This window comes from Pantoea sp. ANP04 (genome assembly GCF_041982285.1).
Lineage (GTDB): Bacteria > Pseudomonadota > Gammaproteobacteria > Enterobacterales > Enterobacteriaceae > Pantoea > Pantoea eucalypti.
Genome location: NZ_JAUTYS010000020.1, coordinates 26,047 through 42,165, shown reverse-complemented (window position 1 = coordinate 42,165; position 16,119 = coordinate 26,047). Strand labels below are relative to the sequence as shown.

The window sequence follows — 16,119 nt, the reverse complement described above, 5'->3', positions numbered from 1 at the left end:
TGTCGACTTCAGCAAAAATGAGAAAAAGAATGAGCGCATCATAAATGCGCTCACCATTTTTACGCCGTCTGCAATCTGAACTGTGCCATAGTTGCCTGAAGCTGATCGGACTGCGCTTCCAGCGACTGGGTCGCGGCGGTTGCCTGCTCAACCAGCGCGGCGTTCTGCTGCGCCGCCGCATCCATCTGAGTGACGGCCAGATTGACCTGCTCAATGCCACGGCTCTGCTCGTCGGAGGCCATCGAGATCTCTTTCATCAGTGCGGTTACGCGCATCACTTCACCAGAAATCTCATCCATGGTTTCCCCGGCGCGCGTCGCCATCTCGCTGCCCTCTTTGACCCGCGACTGTGAATCACTGATCAGCGTACGGATCTCTTTAGCCGCGTTAGCACTGCGCTGTGCCAGCGTGCGCACTTCATTTGCCACAACCGCAAAGCCCCGGCCCTGCTCGCCTGCCCGCGCCGCTTCCACGGCGGCGTTGAGCGCCAGAATGTTGGTCTGGAAGGCAATGCCGTCAATCACGCTAAGAATGTCGCCGATGCGATTGGCGCTGTCGGTAATCTCATTCATTTTTTCCATCACGTAGCTGACCACCTCAGCGCCGCGATCGGCGGTCTCGGAGACCGCGCTAGCCAGCTGATTCGCTTGCTGAGCATTCGTGGCGTTAAGGCGCACCGTGGCCGTGAGCTGCTCCATGCTGGCCGCCGTCTGCTCCAGCGAGGCGGCGGACTCTTCGGTGCGCTGCGACAGATTGACGTTACCGGCCGCCAGTTCACGGCTGCCGATGTCGATCTGCATACTCGCTTCGCGCACCTGATTCACCGAAGTGCGTAACGACTGCTGCATCCCGCTCAGGGCATGGTTAAGCCGACCCAGCTCATTGTTGCTGGACGGTGGCAGCGCCTGGGACAGATCGCCCGCCGCGATCTGCTCAAGATGGACAATCGCCAGGTTCAGCGGCTGCAGCAGCATCCGGCGTAGCAGTTGCCAGGCGAGCACCAGCAGCAAGAGGGTTAAGACTCCCGCCACGGCGATCAGGATTTTCATTTTGGTCTCGTTGTGGGCCGCCTCTGCCAGCTGGGCCTGGGTGATTTGATCCGCCAGTTGACTGAAGTCATTGACCGCCTTATCGTAACTGGCCGCCAGCGTTGCCAGGTTGCCTTCCAGCAGCTGGTAATATTCGTCGGTATATTGCTTGTCCAGCGCGTCCATCATCGGTTTGATGCCCTGGTCGAGATAGGCTTTATAACTGGCTGAAACCGCATCCGCCAGCATTTTGCCGTGCGCCGTCACCGTTCCGGCGTCCACAAAACGCTTCAGGTGTTTCTGCGATGACACCACATCCGCCTGCGACAGTTTTGTGACTGCCGCGCCCTCTTCCAGCATACCAATTTCAATTTTACGTACCGCCAGCGCCGCGTTAGCGCGGGCCCGCATCAGGTCTGAATTACTCTTATAAAGGCTGTTCAGCTCGATCCCCTGAATGCGGTTGATCACATCCAGCGAGCGATTCCCTTTGTTAATAGCCACGATACCCATAAAACTCACCGCCAACAGCAGCAGTGTCATAAATGCCAGCAATGCCAGCAACCCCGTGCGAAGTGATAACTGTTTCATCCTGATAGTTTCCGTGTATGTGAAAAGGCGAATTTCAAGCGGCCCTAAAGCGGAGGAGTTATCGGCAGTAACGGTCTGAAACTTTAACTGTGATGAGTGTTAACAACTTGATCATCACAGAAACATCCATCAAGCTGATCGTCGCCCTTCCGTTACCCCGAGAAAAGAATGAAATCAGGATTGTTTTTGATGCTGCTGTGCCTTAGCACATCGGCGCTGGCAGAGGATATGCCGTCAGATGCCTCACCTGATCGCTGCCTCAATAATGCCTCGACCACCCTTACCATGAACCAGTGCTACGCGGCGGCAAACAAGGTCTGGGATCAGGAGATGAATAAGCAGTACAGCAAGCTGATGAAAACGCTCTCCGGCGAACCGAAAAACAAACTTCGTGCCGCTCAGCGTGCCTGGCTGCGCTACCGCGACAGCTGGCTTGAGGCGAGCCGCAGTCAGCTTAGTTCTCAGGGAACGCTGGGTAGCGTAGCCCTGAGCGCCCAGAGTCTGAGCCTGGTGCGTAATCAGGCGCTGATGCTGCAGTCATGGGCTAAAGGCAGCTGTGCTAACCCCGATGACTGCTGATCGATAACCGGCTTTTACGCTGGCGGAAGTCAGTGCTTTCAATAATCTTCAGGGAGAAACCATGGCTGCATATGCCTCGACCATCATTCTGATTTGCCTCGCCGTGCTGAGTTATTTCGTGCACAACAACGCGGTCACGATTTCGATTCTGGTGCTGCTGGCGATTAAAATTACCCCGCTGGCTCAGTTCTTCCCCTACGTCGAAAAACAGGGCATTACCTTAGGCATCATTATTCTTACCGTGGCGGTGATGGCTCCGCTGGCCAGCGGCTCATTGCCCGCCTCTGCCCTGATCAAATCCTTTGCTAACTGGAAATCGATTGTGGCGATTCTGGTAGGGATCTTTGTCGCCTGGCTGGGTGGTCGTGGCGTGAATTTTATGAGCGTGCAGCCTTCGGTGATCGGGGGTCTGCTGATTGGTACAGTGATTGGGGTGGCATTCTTCCGGGGCGTGCCGGTAGGGCCACTGATTGCCGCAGGCATTGTTTCGCTGTTTGTGGCGGCTAAGTAGCGTTTGGGCGCATTCCGAAACGCCAAAAAGGGGGCATACATTCAGAGTCAGTTGGCTATAATAGCCGACACTCAACATACGACTATTGAAGGAATGCCAGATGAGTTTGAACCAGGTGCCAGCAGGTAAAGACCTGCCAGAAGATATCTACGTTGTCATTGAGATCCCGGCGAATGCTGATCCGATCAAATATGAAGTTGATAAAGAGTCTGGTGCCCTGTTTGTAGACCGTTTCATGTCTACCGCCATGTTCTATCCGTGCAACTACGGCTACATCAACCATACCCTTTCTCTGGATGGTGATCCGGTTGACGTACTGGTTCCGACCCCGTACCCACTGGTCCCAGGCTCCGTGATCCGCTGCCGTCCGGTTGGCGTGCTGAAAATGACCGACGAGTCTGGTGAAGATGCCAAACTGGTTGCCGTTCCGCACACCAAGCTTTCTAAAGAGTACGATCACATCAAAGATGTGAACGACCTGCCAGAACTGCTGCGTGCACAGATCACCCACTTCTTTGAACACTACAAAGATCTGGAAAAAGGCAAATGGGTGAAAGTGGATGGCTGGGATAACGCCGAAGCCGCTAAAGCTGAAATCATCTCCTCTTATGAGCGCGCACAGAAGAAGTAATTCTGCTGCCGGTTTGTAAGTCGAAAAAAAAAAACACCGTCCAAATGGACGGTGTTTTTGTTCAGGCCTCTGGCTCCTCATCACGCTTTAGCCAGTCACCACTCATAATGCGCTGGCGTCCTGCCACTGAGCGTTGATAAACATAAAGCCATGCACTGCCAAACGGCGTCTGAGTCAGAAATCGTTTGTACTCTCCCCCTTTGGTGCGAAGCGCATCCAGCTCCGCCAGGGTTGAGGCATCAATGCGGTACACCTCACAATGTACCGCTCCATTGCCCTCTATAACGCCGGGATAATGGCCCAGACTATAAAGCTCAAAGCCTTCAATCTGGTGATCACCCAGCCACTGCGCATTGGTCATCCAGTGACTGTTTCCCTGTTTGCGCCGTAAACTGCCGTAGACAATTATTCGCATTGCTAAAACTCAAACTGATAGAGCAAATCGAGAGCCTGATCCACACCGGACACGGCTTCCAGATAGAGCTTAGGCATCAGGCGGTAACGCAAGGTTAACGTCGCCAGTGAATCAAATATGCCAACACCGTATTTTACCTGCAGACCCGGTAGCACGTAGCCGCTGACCTGCACCTGCTGGCTATCGCCAACACCGGCAGTATCAACGGCGAGATTGCTGACACCGAAGGTCTCTCCGATTTTACCCACAACCTGACCACTTTGTGCAACCCCTAAGCCAACAAGTGCCGACGTTAGAGCGTTACTGTCGCCGTCGCTGCCTAATCCCTGACCACGCAGCAGGTAGGAAAGCGCTTCCTGTTGCGACATCGCCGGATCGGAGAAGACTTCCGCTTTAGGTTCATCGGCAAGGCCGGTCACGCGCAGACCGGCAGTGACGCCATCTTCCGTCGCATCCGGGTTACGAATGGCTTCCAGGTTAACGTAAGGCTGATCAGGCGGCCCGGCAAACTGCAGCTCACCTTTACGCACAATCAGATCCTGACCATAGGCGTGGAAGCGACCGGATGGAATGTTGATCTGGCCGTTTAAGCCCAGTCCTGACTTATCCTGCACCATTTTCAGATCGCCATTCAGCTTCGCTTTCAGACCAAATGCAGACAGGCGCACATCGTTGCCGACGTGGATCACCAGGTTACTGTTAATCGGAATCGCAGCGGTTTGCGGTGCAATTGGCTTCAGCTGTTTATCCAGCATCACCTCATCTGACGAGACGCCCGTCGCGCTTTCCGGCACTTCCTGCACCGTGATGCGCGCCCACGGAATATCGACGCTGCCATCAAGGTTAAAGGCGGCTGGCGTCGCTTCAAATACCAGATCCGGCGAGACATCCATACGCACCATCGGCGGAACGGTGACGCGAACCCGACTGCCCTGCGCCGCGATGCGCGCACGCCAGTTATCGAGCTGGCTCCAGTCGGCGTTACCGCTAAGATTGATGTTGCCCTGTGCAGTCTGGACCAGTCCGTTCAAAGTAGAACTCATACCGTTGAACACCAGATTCAGGTTGGCGGCGGTCAGATCGACCGGCATAAAGTTGCCATCCACATCCACACCCGTCAGACCCAACTGCCCAAACACCTGCGGCTGCTGCACACTTCCCCCCAGGCGAAGGCTGCTGTTCAGGCTGCCTTTGATCTTCTCGCCCTGCATCAGCGCAGGATTGATCATCGCCAGCGAGATATTGCGGATGTTCACGTTACCGCCCAGCGTGCGGCGATTTTGCGGATCGTCGATCTGCACGTTGCCATCCAGCTGCCCGTTTTTGGCAATGCGGATCAGCCAGTCGAGCTGTGCGCGACCGTTTCGCAGTGCGGCATTCAGGTTAAGCGTGTCAAAGGCGATCGGCAGGCTGTTGCCCTGAACATCCTGCACCACTTTTACGCCGTTACCCTTCAGCGCCACAGTACCGGTTGGCAGGCTGCCATCCGCCGTCCAGTTAACGCGTACATCGCCACTGAACAGGCCGCTGAGCTGGGTTGCCTCCGGCATAAATGGCTTGACCATCGCAAGGTCAAAACGGTTCAGCACCACATGCGCCTTACCTGCCGGGCCCGCTTCAATCGGCTCCGGTACACAAATTTGTGCATTGGGGTTCTGCCAGCAATGCGGCCCGATGGTCGCCGTCTGACGGCTGTTCAGATAGTCGATGGCCATGGCGCGGGTCAGACGCCACTCGCCCACGGGCGTGTCAAAGCGGGTATCGTTTAGCGAGCCTTTCCAGCGCTCGGTCTGGCGATCAAAGCTGCCGTTGAGCGCCAGCTGACCCGAGACCGGTTTGCCCTGCACAATCAGCTTCATCTGATGCTGACGCTCATTCCCCTCTGCATTCAGCGTCAGCAGGCCGATGTTCAGCGCATCCTGCTTCAGTTGCTCAACGCGAAGTTGCAGTTTACCGGCGACCTGTTCGCCGGAGCGGACATCGCCATTCAGGGTGACGCGATTAATCTGCATCTGCTGCCAGCGCAGACCACGGGCATTGAGATCGGCCAGCAGCTGCGGTGTCTTCAGAGTGCCACGCGCTTTAATCGTGCCGTTGACCACGCCGCCCAGACCCGGCAGCGCATTATCGAGCTGTGGCGCATCAATACTGGCATCAAGATCCAGACTGTCGCCCAGCGCCCCTTTGACATCCAGATGGTTGCGTCCCAGCGCCAGCTTAATACCCGGCACCGTCCACTGGTTGTAGCTGTTACCGGTCAGTGAGCCGTCAGCGGTTACGGCATTCTTTTTCACGTTACCTTTTAGCTGAAGCTGCGGCACGCTCAGCTGCCAGGTGCCGCCATACAGACTGCCGCGCGTGGTGATTTTGCCATCCAGCCGCGCGGGCCAGTCAGGATACTGTTTCGCAGTATTGATCCCTGCCAGCGTCAGCTCACTGCGCCAGCTGATTGCCTTACTCCAGTCCAGCAGCGCGGTGAGATCGATATTGCCCTGCAGCGCGGCTACGCGCAGGCGATCGAGGCTGAACTGCTCAACGTTACCTTTACCCGTCAGCGAGACATTGGCCGGTGGCACAGATTCGCCCTTCACGGCGGTCTGCAGTGACATCACATAGTCGGTGGCTTTGCCTTTGAACTGATAGTCCAGGTTATCGGCCTGATACTGTATCGGTCCGGTTAGCGGCCAGCGCAGTTGCGGACTGGTCAGCTGAAGTGACAGCGGCAGTCCCGCGACAGCCAGTTGGGTCGTCGCATCCAGCTGCGCATTGACCGGACCTGAGAGATTCAGGCCCAGCTTCAGCGTGTCGCGCATCGCGCCGTTAAGTTTCAGCGCCAGCTTTTCGCCTTTAATCGGATCGGTATTGACCGTGCCATTCAGGGAGAAATCGACCGGCCAGTTATCCGCCAGCGTCGCCTGCCCACTCCCCGTCAGATTGCCCAGATTCGAGTCCACTTCCAGCGTCGTTAACTGCATCTGCCGATCGGCGGTTTTGGCTTTCAGCAACAACCGGCTGACAGCGATATCGGTGTCGCCGGTCACGCGCAGCTGCTCGCCCAGAATCTGCTGTACGTCAATATCCAGCGGCAGACGGAAATCAGGCAATGCCGGTAGCAGCGGTTGCGCAAACATCGCCTGCAGCGTTTCGCCCAGCGGTTTCTCAGCGGGATGCGGCTGCTGAACTTTCGGATCGACCACCTCTTCCTTCACCACTTTTGCCGCTTTTGGCAGCGCAATCAGCAGGCTTTGGATATGGGTCGGATTCAGCGTCAGCGCACGATCCTGCCACTGCAGGCCCGTGGTGAAATCAAGCAGCGAGATCGCGGTGTCATCAACCTTCACATTGATGTTGTGCAGGCCAAGATGACGCAGCGTGATGGGGTATGGTGTGCTGAGGTTAGTGTTGCTACTCTCCTCTTCCGGTGCGGCGGCGGCAGGTGCCATTTTCTTGCTGTCGACGACCACGCTGATATCGCGCAGGGAGACATCGTTGACGCACACGGAGGAGTGCAGCAGGCAGTTGAGATCCACCGCCAGGTGAATCTGCCCGGCATCAACACTGACGCCGGGCATCTCAAAGCGCAGACCGTTAAGGGTCAGGTTACGCCAGCCGCCATCGACCTGTTTGATCGACAGGCCAGGCACCCAGCGCGATGCGCCCTTGAGCACTAAATGCAGTCCCGGCGTGGTCCCGATTAAAAATGCCACGCCACCCAACAGCACAACCAGAAAGATCAGAATACCGATCAGGACCTTTTTCCACAGCTTCATAGTTCAGGCCCCAGTCCTACGTAAAATTGCAATCCATGCTCCTCGTCATCCCCGATAGGTCTGGCGATATCAAATTTGATGGGGCCAACCGGTGAAGACCAGCGCACACCGACACCCGCACCGGTTTTGATATTGCTCTGTTTAATGTCGTTAACCGCTTCGCCTGAGTCGACAAACACCGCGCCCCACCATTTACCGGTGACGTTGTACTGATATTCCAGCGATCCGGTGGCGAGTTTTGATGCCCCGGTGAGTTTGCCGTCGTCGTCACGCGGTGAAATATTTTTGTATTTGTAACCGCGAATACTGCGGTCACCACCGGCGAAGAAGCGCAGATCCGGTGGCACCTTGTCGAAGTCGTTGGTTTCAATCCAGCCAAGATTGCCGCGCGCCACAAAGCGATGACTGTCACCGAGAGTGCGAATCCAGACGTTTTGCGCCTGCAGAATCAGGAAGTCGACGTCGGAGCCCCATGTCGTATCGGAAACGTCGACGGAGTAGCGCTGTGAGTCGCCCCAGGTCGGCATCAGACCGCCGCGCGAGCGGGTGCGGTTTACGCTGACGCCGGGATAGAGCAGCATGGTGGTATTGGTCACACTGCCCTGCGTAAAGTGATCCAGGCTCCAGCGCAGGTTGACCGCCTTCTGCCAGCCGCTGCTGCTGTCCCAGTTGCGCGACATCGCAAGCGTGGTGGTGTCGGCTTTGGTGTCGTTAAGGTCGGTACGCTTGAGGCCTCCGGAGAAGGTGTAGTACTGCTCCAGTGGGCTCTTCAGTAACGGGACTTTATAGCTGAGGTCGACCTGCTGTTCCGGCGCAGACACGTAGGCGCTGGCTGTCAGGCTGTGGCCGCTGTCGTTGATCCACGGTTTTTTCCACGTTCCTTTCAGCCGCGGACCGACGTCAGTTGAGTAGCCGACGCCGGTTTCAATAGTGTTTTCGGTGCGGGGTGACATCACGGCACTCAGCGGCAGCACTTTAGTCTGTCGTCCCTTGCTGAATTCCGGCGCGACCACCACCGAATTAAACCAGCCGGTGGCGGAGAGGCGGCGATTCAGTTCGGCCAGATCGCGTGAGCTGTAGTAATCCCCTTCTTTAAAGGGCACCAGATTTTGCAGATACTCTTCACGAATCTGCGATCCCTGAAAAGTGACGTCCCCAAAGCGATAGCGCTCGCCGCTGTCGTAGTCGATATCCCAGAACGCTTCATGGCGCTCAACCGAAACGCCGAGCTGACTTTTTTTAAAGGTGCCGTCGAAGTAGCCGTTACGCAGCGCAAGATTAGAGAAGCCGCTTTTAAATTTGTCATACTGCCCATGGTTAAGCTGCGTGCCCACTTTGGGCCGTCCCTGCTTCACCCAGGCTTTGTAATCAGGATCATTGCGCGCATCACCTTCCACCACAATGGTGCTGCCGCCAATTTTGACAGCCTCGCCCGGCGTCACATGTGCGATTAATACCGGCCGTCCTCCCTTCGCAGGCGCGGGGCGGGATTCGAAGTCGATGGTCGGCTCGTAATAACCAAGGGCGCGCAGCCCCTCTTTTATTGCAACAGAGACACGTGCACGAAAACGGCCATCATTCGAGACCTCGTCGCTGCCGATGGTGGAAAGGCGCGCTCTGACATTCTTTTGCAGATCCCCGGTTAAGCCATCTACCTGTAATCGCACGGTCGCCGCCTCAAGGGCGGGCGCGGCAAGCAGCAGGCCAGCTATGCAATAAACATAAAATCGTGGCACCTGTACTCCTGTTAATCATGCCGGCCCCTTTTCCGCGGGGCACTTATTAATCATCTTTGCCCGCACTACCGCAACGGCAACATCCTCATCATAGCCGCACTTTATGGCAAACGGCGGCGCAAAATCGACTTCTAACTCAAATAACGCGGCTATTGTCGGTAAATGGGGGGATTGATACAACTCCTGCAGGCGGGAATGAGCGGTCCAAAATGATTCACTCAGATAAATCTGAGTCGATAACGTACCATTCTGCCTGCTAATCCTGAGGGAAGCGGCAGATTGCCCTCTGGCGGCCCGATGAGCGCTCCTGCTATAATCTGCCACCACAGGCATTCCGCCTGTTTTCATTTCTGCCCCGACATGTACGTTGTCGAACTGGCGCAGACATTTTTGGCACGGATAGCTCTGTTTCACGGATAAACCAACTCTGTTTGCGCTTACCCACGCTGCCCAGGCCAAAAATGACAAGTGGATAACCCTTTGGATCTCATATGTTAGATAGCTTGCTTGTCATTTTATTGCTGATTGTAATCAGTGCCTTTTTCTCCCTGTCGGAGATCTCGCTGGCGGCCGCCCGTAAGATCAAACTGAAACTTCTGGCCGACGAAGGCAACGTCAATGCCCAGCGTGTGCTGAAAATGCAGGAAACGCCGGGCATGTTCTTCACCGTGGTGCAGATTGGCCTTAACGCTGTCGCCATCCTGGGCGGTATTGTCGGCGACGCGGCATTTTCACCGGTTTTCAGCGGCCTGTTTAACCGCTTTGTTTCGCCGGAACTGGCGGAACAGCTCAGCTTTATCTGTTCATTCACCATCGTGACCAGCCTGTTTATCCTGTTTGCCGACTTAACACCAAAGCGGGTTGGCATGGTCGCACCGGAAACCATCGCGCTGCGCATCATCAATCCGATGCGTTTCTGCCTGTTAGTGATGCGTCCGCTGGTATTTCTGTTTAATGGCCTGGCCAACGTCTTCTTCCGTATTTTCAAGCTGCCGATGGTGCGTAAAGATGACATCACCTCCGACGATATCTACGCGGTGGTGGAAGCCGGTGCGCTGGCGGGCGTTCTGCGCAAGCAGGAGCATGAGCTGATTGAAAACGTGTTTGAGCTGGAGTCACGTACCGTTCCCTCTTCAATGACCTCACGCGAGAATATTGTCTGGTTTGATCTGCACGAAGATGAGACCAGCCTCAAGACCAAAATCGCCCAGCATCCTCATTCGAAGTTTCTGGTGTGCAGCGGCGACATCGATCATATCGTTGGCTATGTCGACTCAAAAGAGCTGCTGCTGCGCGTACTCGGCAATCAGAGCATGGCGCTGAACAGCGGCCTGCAGATTCGCTCTGCGCTAATCGTGCCGGACACGCTGACGCTCTCAGAAGCGCTGGAAAGTTTTAAAACCGCTGGTGAAGATTTCGCGGTGATCATGAACGAATATGCGCTGGTCGTGGGCATCATTACGCTGAATGACGTCATGACCACACTGATGGGCGATCTGGTCGGTCAGGGCATGGAAGAGCAGATCGTGGCGCGCGATGAGAATTCATGGCTGGTTGAAGGCGGCACACCGATTGATGACGTAATGCGCGTGCTGGACATCGATGATTTCCCGCAGTCAGGCAACTACGAAACCATCGGCGGCTTTATGATGTATATGCTGCGTAAGATTCCAAAGCGTACCGATTTTGTGAAGTTTGCTGGCTATAAGTTCGAAGTGGTAGATATCGATAGCTACCGTATCGATCAGCTGCTGGTCACCCGCATTGATGAACGACCACCCGTGCTGAACCTGACCAAAACCGAAGAAGAGTAAATGACTCAGAGCGTGTCCCGGCGGCTATTATTGTCCCAGGCAGTCCTGGATACAGAGCGGGCGGAACAACCGGAACGTTTACGTAGCAGGTGGGGATTGTGGGCACCGTCCGTGTTCGGACAGGCAAAGGGAATAGCCTGATAGGTCATACACTAAGGGCGCCATCGGCGCCCTTGTTATTAGTTGAACTCAAGTTTGAGACGAACGACCTGGCGGTTAATTTCTGACATCACGCTCAGGTGCTGTTTGTCTTTGACGCGAGGGATTAATACTTTCCCTTTATCGAACTCGAACGCGCCCACGTCCTTGATATACAACCTTCCTTTGAACAGCGTTTTTACATATTTCGCTATTTGTAGCGGATTATAGCGCTGGAAGATCTTCATGCTGTTTAACTCCTGTACATTTTTAAGCACGCTTCGCCGTTTCCAAATTTGGTTCCAGCCCATGAAGCGCGAATTCGCGATAACTATAGAACACTAAAACTGACTGATGTTCCTAAAAGTGAATTTTTTTACTGAATTGACACATCATTACAGAACACTCTGTTATCAGGCTCACACAACACAGTATAAACCTTCATTGATTAAGGAATTGTGGCGGCCATAACAAACCTGACACCTTTCCAGGACAGGCGCATCATCCCCGCTTACTATTGCAGTAAAATGACTGACTGGTCTGATCACCTTAGGAAATAACAATGCGTATAACCCTGGCAGCTGTGGCGTTGTCTCTGTTGATACCGGCAGGCGCGATGGCTCATAACCTCAGACTGGATATGCGGGTACCGGCTGTAGGCGTGAATGACAAAGGCGAGCTGTTATTGCAACAGGAGAAGTTTAGCTACAAAAACTGGAATAGCGCGCAGCTCAGCGGAAAAGTTCGCGTCATCCAGCATATTGCGGGTCGCTCATCTGCGAAAGAGATGAACGCGGCACTGGTAGAAGCGATCAAAGCCGCGAAGCTGCCGCATGATCGCTATCAGACCACCACCATCGTCAATACCGATGACGCGATTCCGGGCACGGGCATGTTTGTGCGCAGCAGCGTCGAGACCAACAAGCAGCAATATCCCTGGTCTCAGTTTGTCGTAGACAGCAAAGGCAACGTGCAGCACAGCTGGCAGTTACAGCCTGGTGGTTCCGCCATAGTGGTGCTGGATAAGCAGGGCAAAGTGAAGTTTGTGAAGGATGGTTCGCTGACGCAGGATGAAGTGACAAAAGTTATCGCGCTGGTCAACTCACTGCTGAAAGAGTAATGCTGAACACCCGGGAGCGAGAGAATCGCTCGCCGGGCATTTATGCCAATATCGTCTTAAAAGAGCGAAACGCGAAAGCCGGGATTCAGGAAGGATTCGCGCGGCGCATAGTCCAGGGTTTTGCCCTGCCAGTCATGTACATGCGCACCCGCAGCCATCGCCACGGCATGACCCGCGCCGGTATCCCAGATATTGGTTGGCCCGAAACGGGGATAGAGCTGAGCTTTACCTTCTGCCACCAGACAGAATTTCAGTGAGGAGCCGGTCGCAACGGTCTGATGCTCACCCAACTGCTTCAGGTACTCTTTCATCTCGTCGTCGTCACCATGTGAGCGGCTGACCACGACCAGCGGAGGACGTGCGTCACGGACATGAATCTGTTCGCGATGACCGCCCTCTTCTTTCCACGCTTTACCCTCTGCCGCGGAATACATTACGCCCAGCACTGGCGCATAGACGACGCCCATCACCGGCTTGCCCGCTTCAATCAGCGCAATATTGACGGTAAATTCACCGTTACGCTTGATGAACTCTTTGGTGCCATCCAGCGGATCAACCAGCCAGTAGCGTTGCCAGTGCTGACGGACATCCCAGGCTGGCGGATCTTCTTCTGAAAGTACCGGTATGTCAGGCGATAGCTGTTTCAGCCCCTCCATGATGACTTCATGCGCCGCGATATCCGCAGCGGTCACCGGCGAATCGTCCGATTTGTGAGAAACGTCAAGCGGCGCGGCACCGTTATAGACCTGCATAATCGCGTCGCCAGCTTCGCGTGCCAGTTGGCAGATTTGCTCTAACATTTTTCACCTCGTTTTTGTCTGTCTGCTGCAGGATCAGCCCATCTTCAGATAGTGACATTTTAGCAGTTCCGCCTGACCAGCCTGTTTACTGGTCCGGCGGCAATTCAATTTATAGATATATCAATACCATAGTTATGTGCTTATCGCCATGCTGGCGCCAGTGAGCCTTTATCGTATAAGAATGAGTCGCAGGCCGATGCATCAAAACGTTATACCCATCACGATTTAAAATGACTATCTGTCATGCTTTTACATTATTTTGAGAGCCTGAATTTAATTTGCAGCAGGAGCAAGCATGTTTAAGCCCGGAATGATGTTACTGGCCCTGAGCGTTTCCGTCGCCACACAGGCCGCGACGGTCGATTTACGCGTACTGGAAACCACCGATCTGCACAGCAATATGATGGATTTCGACTACTACAAAGATACGCCAACCGAGAAATTTGGTCTGGTGCGCACCGCCACGCTGATTCACGCCGCCCGGCAGGAGGTGAAGAACAGCCTGCTGGTTGATAACGGCGACATCATTCAGGGCAGCCCACTGGGCGACTACATGGCGGCTAAAGGGCTGCGTGAGGGCGAAATCCATCCGGTCTACAAGGCGCTCAATACGCTGGATTACGCTGTCGGCAACCTCGGTAACCATGAATTCAATTATGGCCTGCCCTACCTGAAAAAAGCGCTGGCGGGTGCGCGCTTCCCTTATGTGAACGCCAACGTGATTGATGTGAAGAGCGGCAAACCGCTGTTTACCCCTTACCTCATCAAATCCACGACGGTGGTTGATCGCGAGGGCAAATCGCAGACCCTGAAGATTGGCTATATCGGCTTTGTGCCGCCGCAGATCATGGTGTGGGATAAAGCCAATCTGCAGGGCAAGGTACGGGTGGATGACATCACCGAAACAGCTCGCCGCTATGTGCCTGAGATGCGCGCGCAGGGTGCCGATCTGATTATTGCTATCCCTCACTCCGGCCTGAGCAGCGAGCCGTATCACGCAATGGCAGAAAACTCGGTTTACTACCTCAGCCAGGTGGAAGGTATTAACGCCATCCTGTTTGGTCATGCGCATGCCGTCTTCCCCAGCAAGGAGTTTGCTGGCATCAAAGGCGCAGACATTGCTAACGGCACGCTGAACGGGGTTCCGGCGGTGATGCCAGGCATGTGGGGCGATCATCTTGGCGTGGTCGATCTGGTGCTGAACAATGAGGGCGGACGCTGGCAGGTGAGCAGCGGCAAAGCAGAGGCGCGACCGATCTACGATACTGCCGCGAAGAAATCGCTGGCGGCGGAAGATCCGGCGCTGGTGAAAGTGCTGGCTGACGATCACCGCGCCACGCGGGAGTTTGTGGCGAAGCCCATCGGCAAGTCGGCTGACGTAATGTACAGCTATCTGTCGCTGGTTCAGGACGATCCAACGGTGCAGATCGTCAATAATGCGCAGCGCGCTTATGTGGAGCATTTCATTCAGGGCGATCCGGATCTGGGCCGTTTGCCGGTGCTCTCTGCTGCCGCGCCGTTTAAAGCGGGCGGACGTAAAAACGATCCTGCCAGCTATGTCGAAGTGGAGAAAGGTGCCCTGACTTTCCGTAATGCGGCCGATCTCTATCTCTATCCCAATACACTGGTCGTGATGAAAGTCACGGGTGCGCAGGTGAAAGAGTGGCTGGAATGCTCAGCAGGCCAGTTTAACCAGATCGATCCGCACAGCAGCAAAACGCAGTCGCTGATTAACTGGGATTTCCGCACCTATAACTTCGATGTGATTGATGGAGTCAATTATCAGATTGATGTGACCCAGCCCGCGCGTTATGACGCAGAGTGTCAGTTGATCCATCCTGACGCCTCACGCATCCGTCAGCTTACCTGGCAGGGTAAACCCATCGATCCGCAGGCTCTCTTCCTGGTGGCGACCAATAACTATCGCGCATATGGCGGCAAGTTTGCCGGCACCGGAGATAAGTACATCGCCTTTGCCTCGCCAGATGAGAACCGTTCGGTGGTAGCAGCCTACATCAGCGCGGAAACCAAAGCGCATGGCGCAGTTCAGCCGAAGGCGGACAATAACTGGCGTCTGGCACCGATTACCTCATCCACTCCGCTCGATATTCAGTTTGAAACGGCACCGGGCGATAAGGCGACCGGATTTATTAAGCAGCATGCGCAATATCCGCTTCAGCCCAAAGGAACAGATGCGATTGGCTTTGCACTGTGGCAGGTAAATTTACAGCAGAAATAAGGCGGGAGAAAACGCTGCAACCGGGGTGGTTGCAGCGTCTTATCTTACAGGATTTCCAGCAGCTCAACTTCGAAGAGCAGCGTGCTGAATGGTGGGATAGAGGCACCCGCACCGCGCTCGCCATACGCCAGGTTCTGTGGGATCACCAGTTCCCATTTTGAGCCAACCGGCATCAGCGTCAGCGCTTCAATCCAGCCAGGGATAACGCCGCTTACCGGGAATTCTGCCGGTTCGCCACGGGCAACTGAGCTGTCGAACACGGTGCCGTCGATCAGTTTGCCGGTGTAGTGAACGCGTACGCGATCCTGACGTGATGGGATTGGACCTTCACCCTGAGTAATCACGCTGAACTGCAGGCCTGATTCGGTGCTGCTCACGCCTTCACGCTGCGCATGTTCCTGCAGGAATGCCTGACCTTCTGCGGCCATAGCTTCGGTACGCTCACGACGCACGCCTTCCGCGCGTTCGTGCACTTCACGCAGTGCGCGATGAACCACATCAACCGGTACGGCCGGCGAGTTCCCTTCCAGCGCGTCGCGCAGACCCGCGAGCAGTGCTTCTGGTTGCAGACCCTGCAGACCAGATTCCAGCAACTGCTGGCCAACCTGTAAACCAATACCGTAACTTGCTTGTGCTTCGACGCTGTCGAAAGAAGGGGTAGTCATCTTCGTTCCTTTCACTCTCGGATAAATTCGAACCGGCAGCATAGCAGCGCAGGCCGCTGGCGTAAAATGCCCTGCGTCGCAG

General features: G+C 55.2%; 13 protein-coding genes. 6 read left to right on the top strand and 7 right to left on the bottom strand.

Annotated elements, in window-relative coordinates:
* Positions 1–59: 59 nt before the first annotated feature.
* A complete protein-coding gene (locus Q7C21_RS21115) occupies positions 60–1,619 on the bottom strand; it encodes a methyl-accepting chemotaxis protein (protein WP_078805010.1) in 1,560 nt (519 codons plus the stop codon).
* Positions 1,620–1,787: 168 nt separating this feature from the next.
* Here Q7C21_RS21115 and Q7C21_RS21110 point away from each other — a divergent pair, with 168 nt between their 5' ends.
* The 3 genes from Q7C21_RS21110 (at position 1,788) to ppa (ending at position 3,340) form a co-directional block, all read left to right on the top strand.
* Positions 1,788–2,198 carry a lysozyme inhibitor LprI family protein gene (locus tag Q7C21_RS21110; RefSeq protein ID WP_078805011.1) on the top strand — a complete coding sequence of 137 codons (411 nt, stop codon included), beginning with the start codon at positions 1,788–1,790 and terminating at the stop codon, positions 2,196–2,198.
* Positions 2,199–2,259: 61 nt separating this feature from the next.
* Entirely contained in the window at positions 2,260–2,709 is a 450-nt protein-coding gene (locus Q7C21_RS21105) for a DUF441 domain-containing protein (RefSeq protein ID WP_003855520.1), read from the top strand.
* A gap of 100 nt (positions 2,710–2,809) precedes the next feature.
* Positions 2,810–3,340 (top strand): inorganic diphosphatase, encoded by a 531-nt coding sequence (gene ppa, locus Q7C21_RS21100; protein WP_003855519.1) that lies wholly within the window; start codon positions 2,810–2,812, stop codon positions 3,338–3,340.
* Positions 3,341–3,401: 61 nt separating this feature from the next.
* Here the strand turns inward: ppa and Q7C21_RS21095 are convergent, their stop codons facing one another.
* From Q7C21_RS21095 to Q7C21_RS21085, 3 genes are read right to left on the bottom strand one after another with little or no spacing between them, the layout of a single operon-like run.
* A complete protein-coding gene (locus Q7C21_RS21095) occupies positions 3,402–3,755 on the bottom strand; it encodes a gamma-glutamylcyclotransferase (protein ID WP_008925784.1) in 354 nt (117 codons plus the stop codon).
* Positions 3,756–3,757: 2 nt separating this feature from the next.
* Complete coding sequence (locus Q7C21_RS21090; RefSeq protein WP_375151077.1) at positions 3,758–7,525, bottom strand: translocation/assembly module TamB domain-containing protein; 3,768 nt, start codon at positions 7,523–7,525, stop codon at positions 3,758–3,760.
* Entirely contained in the window at positions 7,522–9,261 is a 1,740-nt protein-coding gene (locus Q7C21_RS21085; RefSeq protein WP_140916440.1) for an autotransporter assembly complex family protein, read from the bottom strand. The genes Q7C21_RS21090 and Q7C21_RS21085 overlap by 4 nt, the downstream gene beginning before the upstream one ends.
* Positions 9,262–9,752: 491 nt before the next feature.
* Between Q7C21_RS21085 and Q7C21_RS21080 the strand changes: the two genes are divergently transcribed.
* Entirely contained in the window at positions 9,753–11,075 is a 1,323-nt protein-coding gene (locus tag Q7C21_RS21080; RefSeq protein WP_008925787.1) for a hemolysin family protein, read from the top strand.
* A 179-nt stretch (positions 11,076–11,254) separates the two neighbouring features.
* On the opposite strand, the gene Q7C21_RS21075 is transcribed toward Q7C21_RS21080, so the two are convergent.
* Complete coding sequence (locus Q7C21_RS21075; protein WP_003855513.1) at positions 11,255–11,461, bottom strand: DUF1107 domain-containing protein; 207 nt, start codon at positions 11,459–11,461, stop codon at positions 11,255–11,257.
* A gap of 314 nt (positions 11,462–11,775) precedes the next feature.
* On the opposite strand from Q7C21_RS21075, the gene Q7C21_RS21070 reads away from it, so the two are divergent.
* Positions 11,776–12,333, top strand: coding sequence for a YtfJ family protein (locus tag Q7C21_RS21070; protein WP_154926744.1), 558 nt, complete (start codon positions 11,776–11,778; stop codon positions 12,331–12,333).
* Between the two features lie 56 nt (positions 12,334–12,389).
* Here the strand turns inward: Q7C21_RS21070 and cysQ are convergent, their stop codons facing one another.
* Complete coding sequence (gene cysQ / locus Q7C21_RS21065) at positions 12,390–13,133, bottom strand: 3'(2'),5'-bisphosphate nucleotidase CysQ (protein ID WP_003855511.1); 744 nt, start codon at positions 13,131–13,133, stop codon at positions 12,390–12,392.
* Positions 13,134–13,428: 295 nt separating this feature from the next.
* Between cysQ and Q7C21_RS21060 the strand changes: the two genes are divergently transcribed.
* Positions 13,429–15,372, top strand: a complete 1,944-nt coding sequence (locus Q7C21_RS21060; RefSeq protein ID WP_154926743.1) for a bifunctional 2',3'-cyclic-nucleotide 2'-phosphodiesterase/3'-nucleotidase — start codon at positions 13,429–13,431, stop codon at positions 15,370–15,372.
* 44 nt (positions 15,373–15,416) lie between these two features.
* Here the strand turns inward: Q7C21_RS21060 and fklB are convergent, their stop codons facing one another.
* Positions 15,417–16,037 (bottom strand): FKBP-type peptidyl-prolyl cis-trans isomerase, encoded by a 621-nt coding sequence (fklB, locus tag Q7C21_RS21055; RefSeq protein ID WP_003855508.1) that lies wholly within the window; start codon positions 16,035–16,037, stop codon positions 15,417–15,419.
* Between the last annotated feature and the right edge of the window lie 82 nt (positions 16,038–16,119).

Excerpts from the sequence above, each read along its gene's own strand:
- Q7C21_RS21115 (WP_078805010.1), bottom strand. The coding sequence starts at position 1,619 with ATGAAACAGTTATCACTTCGCACGGGGTTGCTGGCATTGCTGGCATTT.
- Q7C21_RS21110 (WP_078805011.1), top strand. The coding sequence starts at position 1,788 with ATGAAATCAGGATTGTTTTTGATGCTGCTGTGCCTTAGCACATCGGCG.
- Q7C21_RS21105 (WP_003855520.1), top strand. The coding sequence starts at position 2,260 with ATGGCTGCATATGCCTCGACCATCATTCTGATTTGCCTCGCCGTGCTG.
- ppa (WP_003855519.1), top strand. The coding sequence starts at position 2,810 with ATGAGTTTGAACCAGGTGCCAGCAGGTAAAGACCTGCCAGAAGATATC.
- Q7C21_RS21095 (WP_008925784.1), bottom strand. The coding sequence starts at position 3,755 with ATGCGAATAATTGTCTACGGCAGTTTACGGCGCAAACAGGGAAACAGT.
- Q7C21_RS21090 (WP_375151077.1), bottom strand. The coding sequence starts at position 7,525 with ATGAAGCTGTGGAAAAAGGTCCTGATCGGTATTCTGATCTTTCTGGTT.
- Q7C21_RS21080 (WP_008925787.1), top strand. The coding sequence starts at position 9,753 with ATGTTAGATAGCTTGCTTGTCATTTTATTGCTGATTGTAATCAGTGCC.
- Q7C21_RS21075 (WP_003855513.1), bottom strand. The coding sequence starts at position 11,461 with ATGAAGATCTTCCAGCGCTATAATCCGCTACAAATAGCGAAATATGTA.
- Q7C21_RS21070 (WP_154926744.1), top strand. The coding sequence starts at position 11,776 with ATGCGTATAACCCTGGCAGCTGTGGCGTTGTCTCTGTTGATACCGGCA.
- cysQ (WP_003855511.1), bottom strand. The coding sequence starts at position 13,133 with ATGTTAGAGCAAATCTGCCAACTGGCACGCGAAGCTGGCGACGCGATT.
- Q7C21_RS21060 (WP_154926743.1), top strand. The coding sequence starts at position 13,429 with ATGTTTAAGCCCGGAATGATGTTACTGGCCCTGAGCGTTTCCGTCGCC.
- fklB (WP_003855508.1), bottom strand. The coding sequence starts at position 16,037 with ATGACTACCCCTTCTTTCGACAGCGTCGAAGCACAAGCAAGTTACGGT.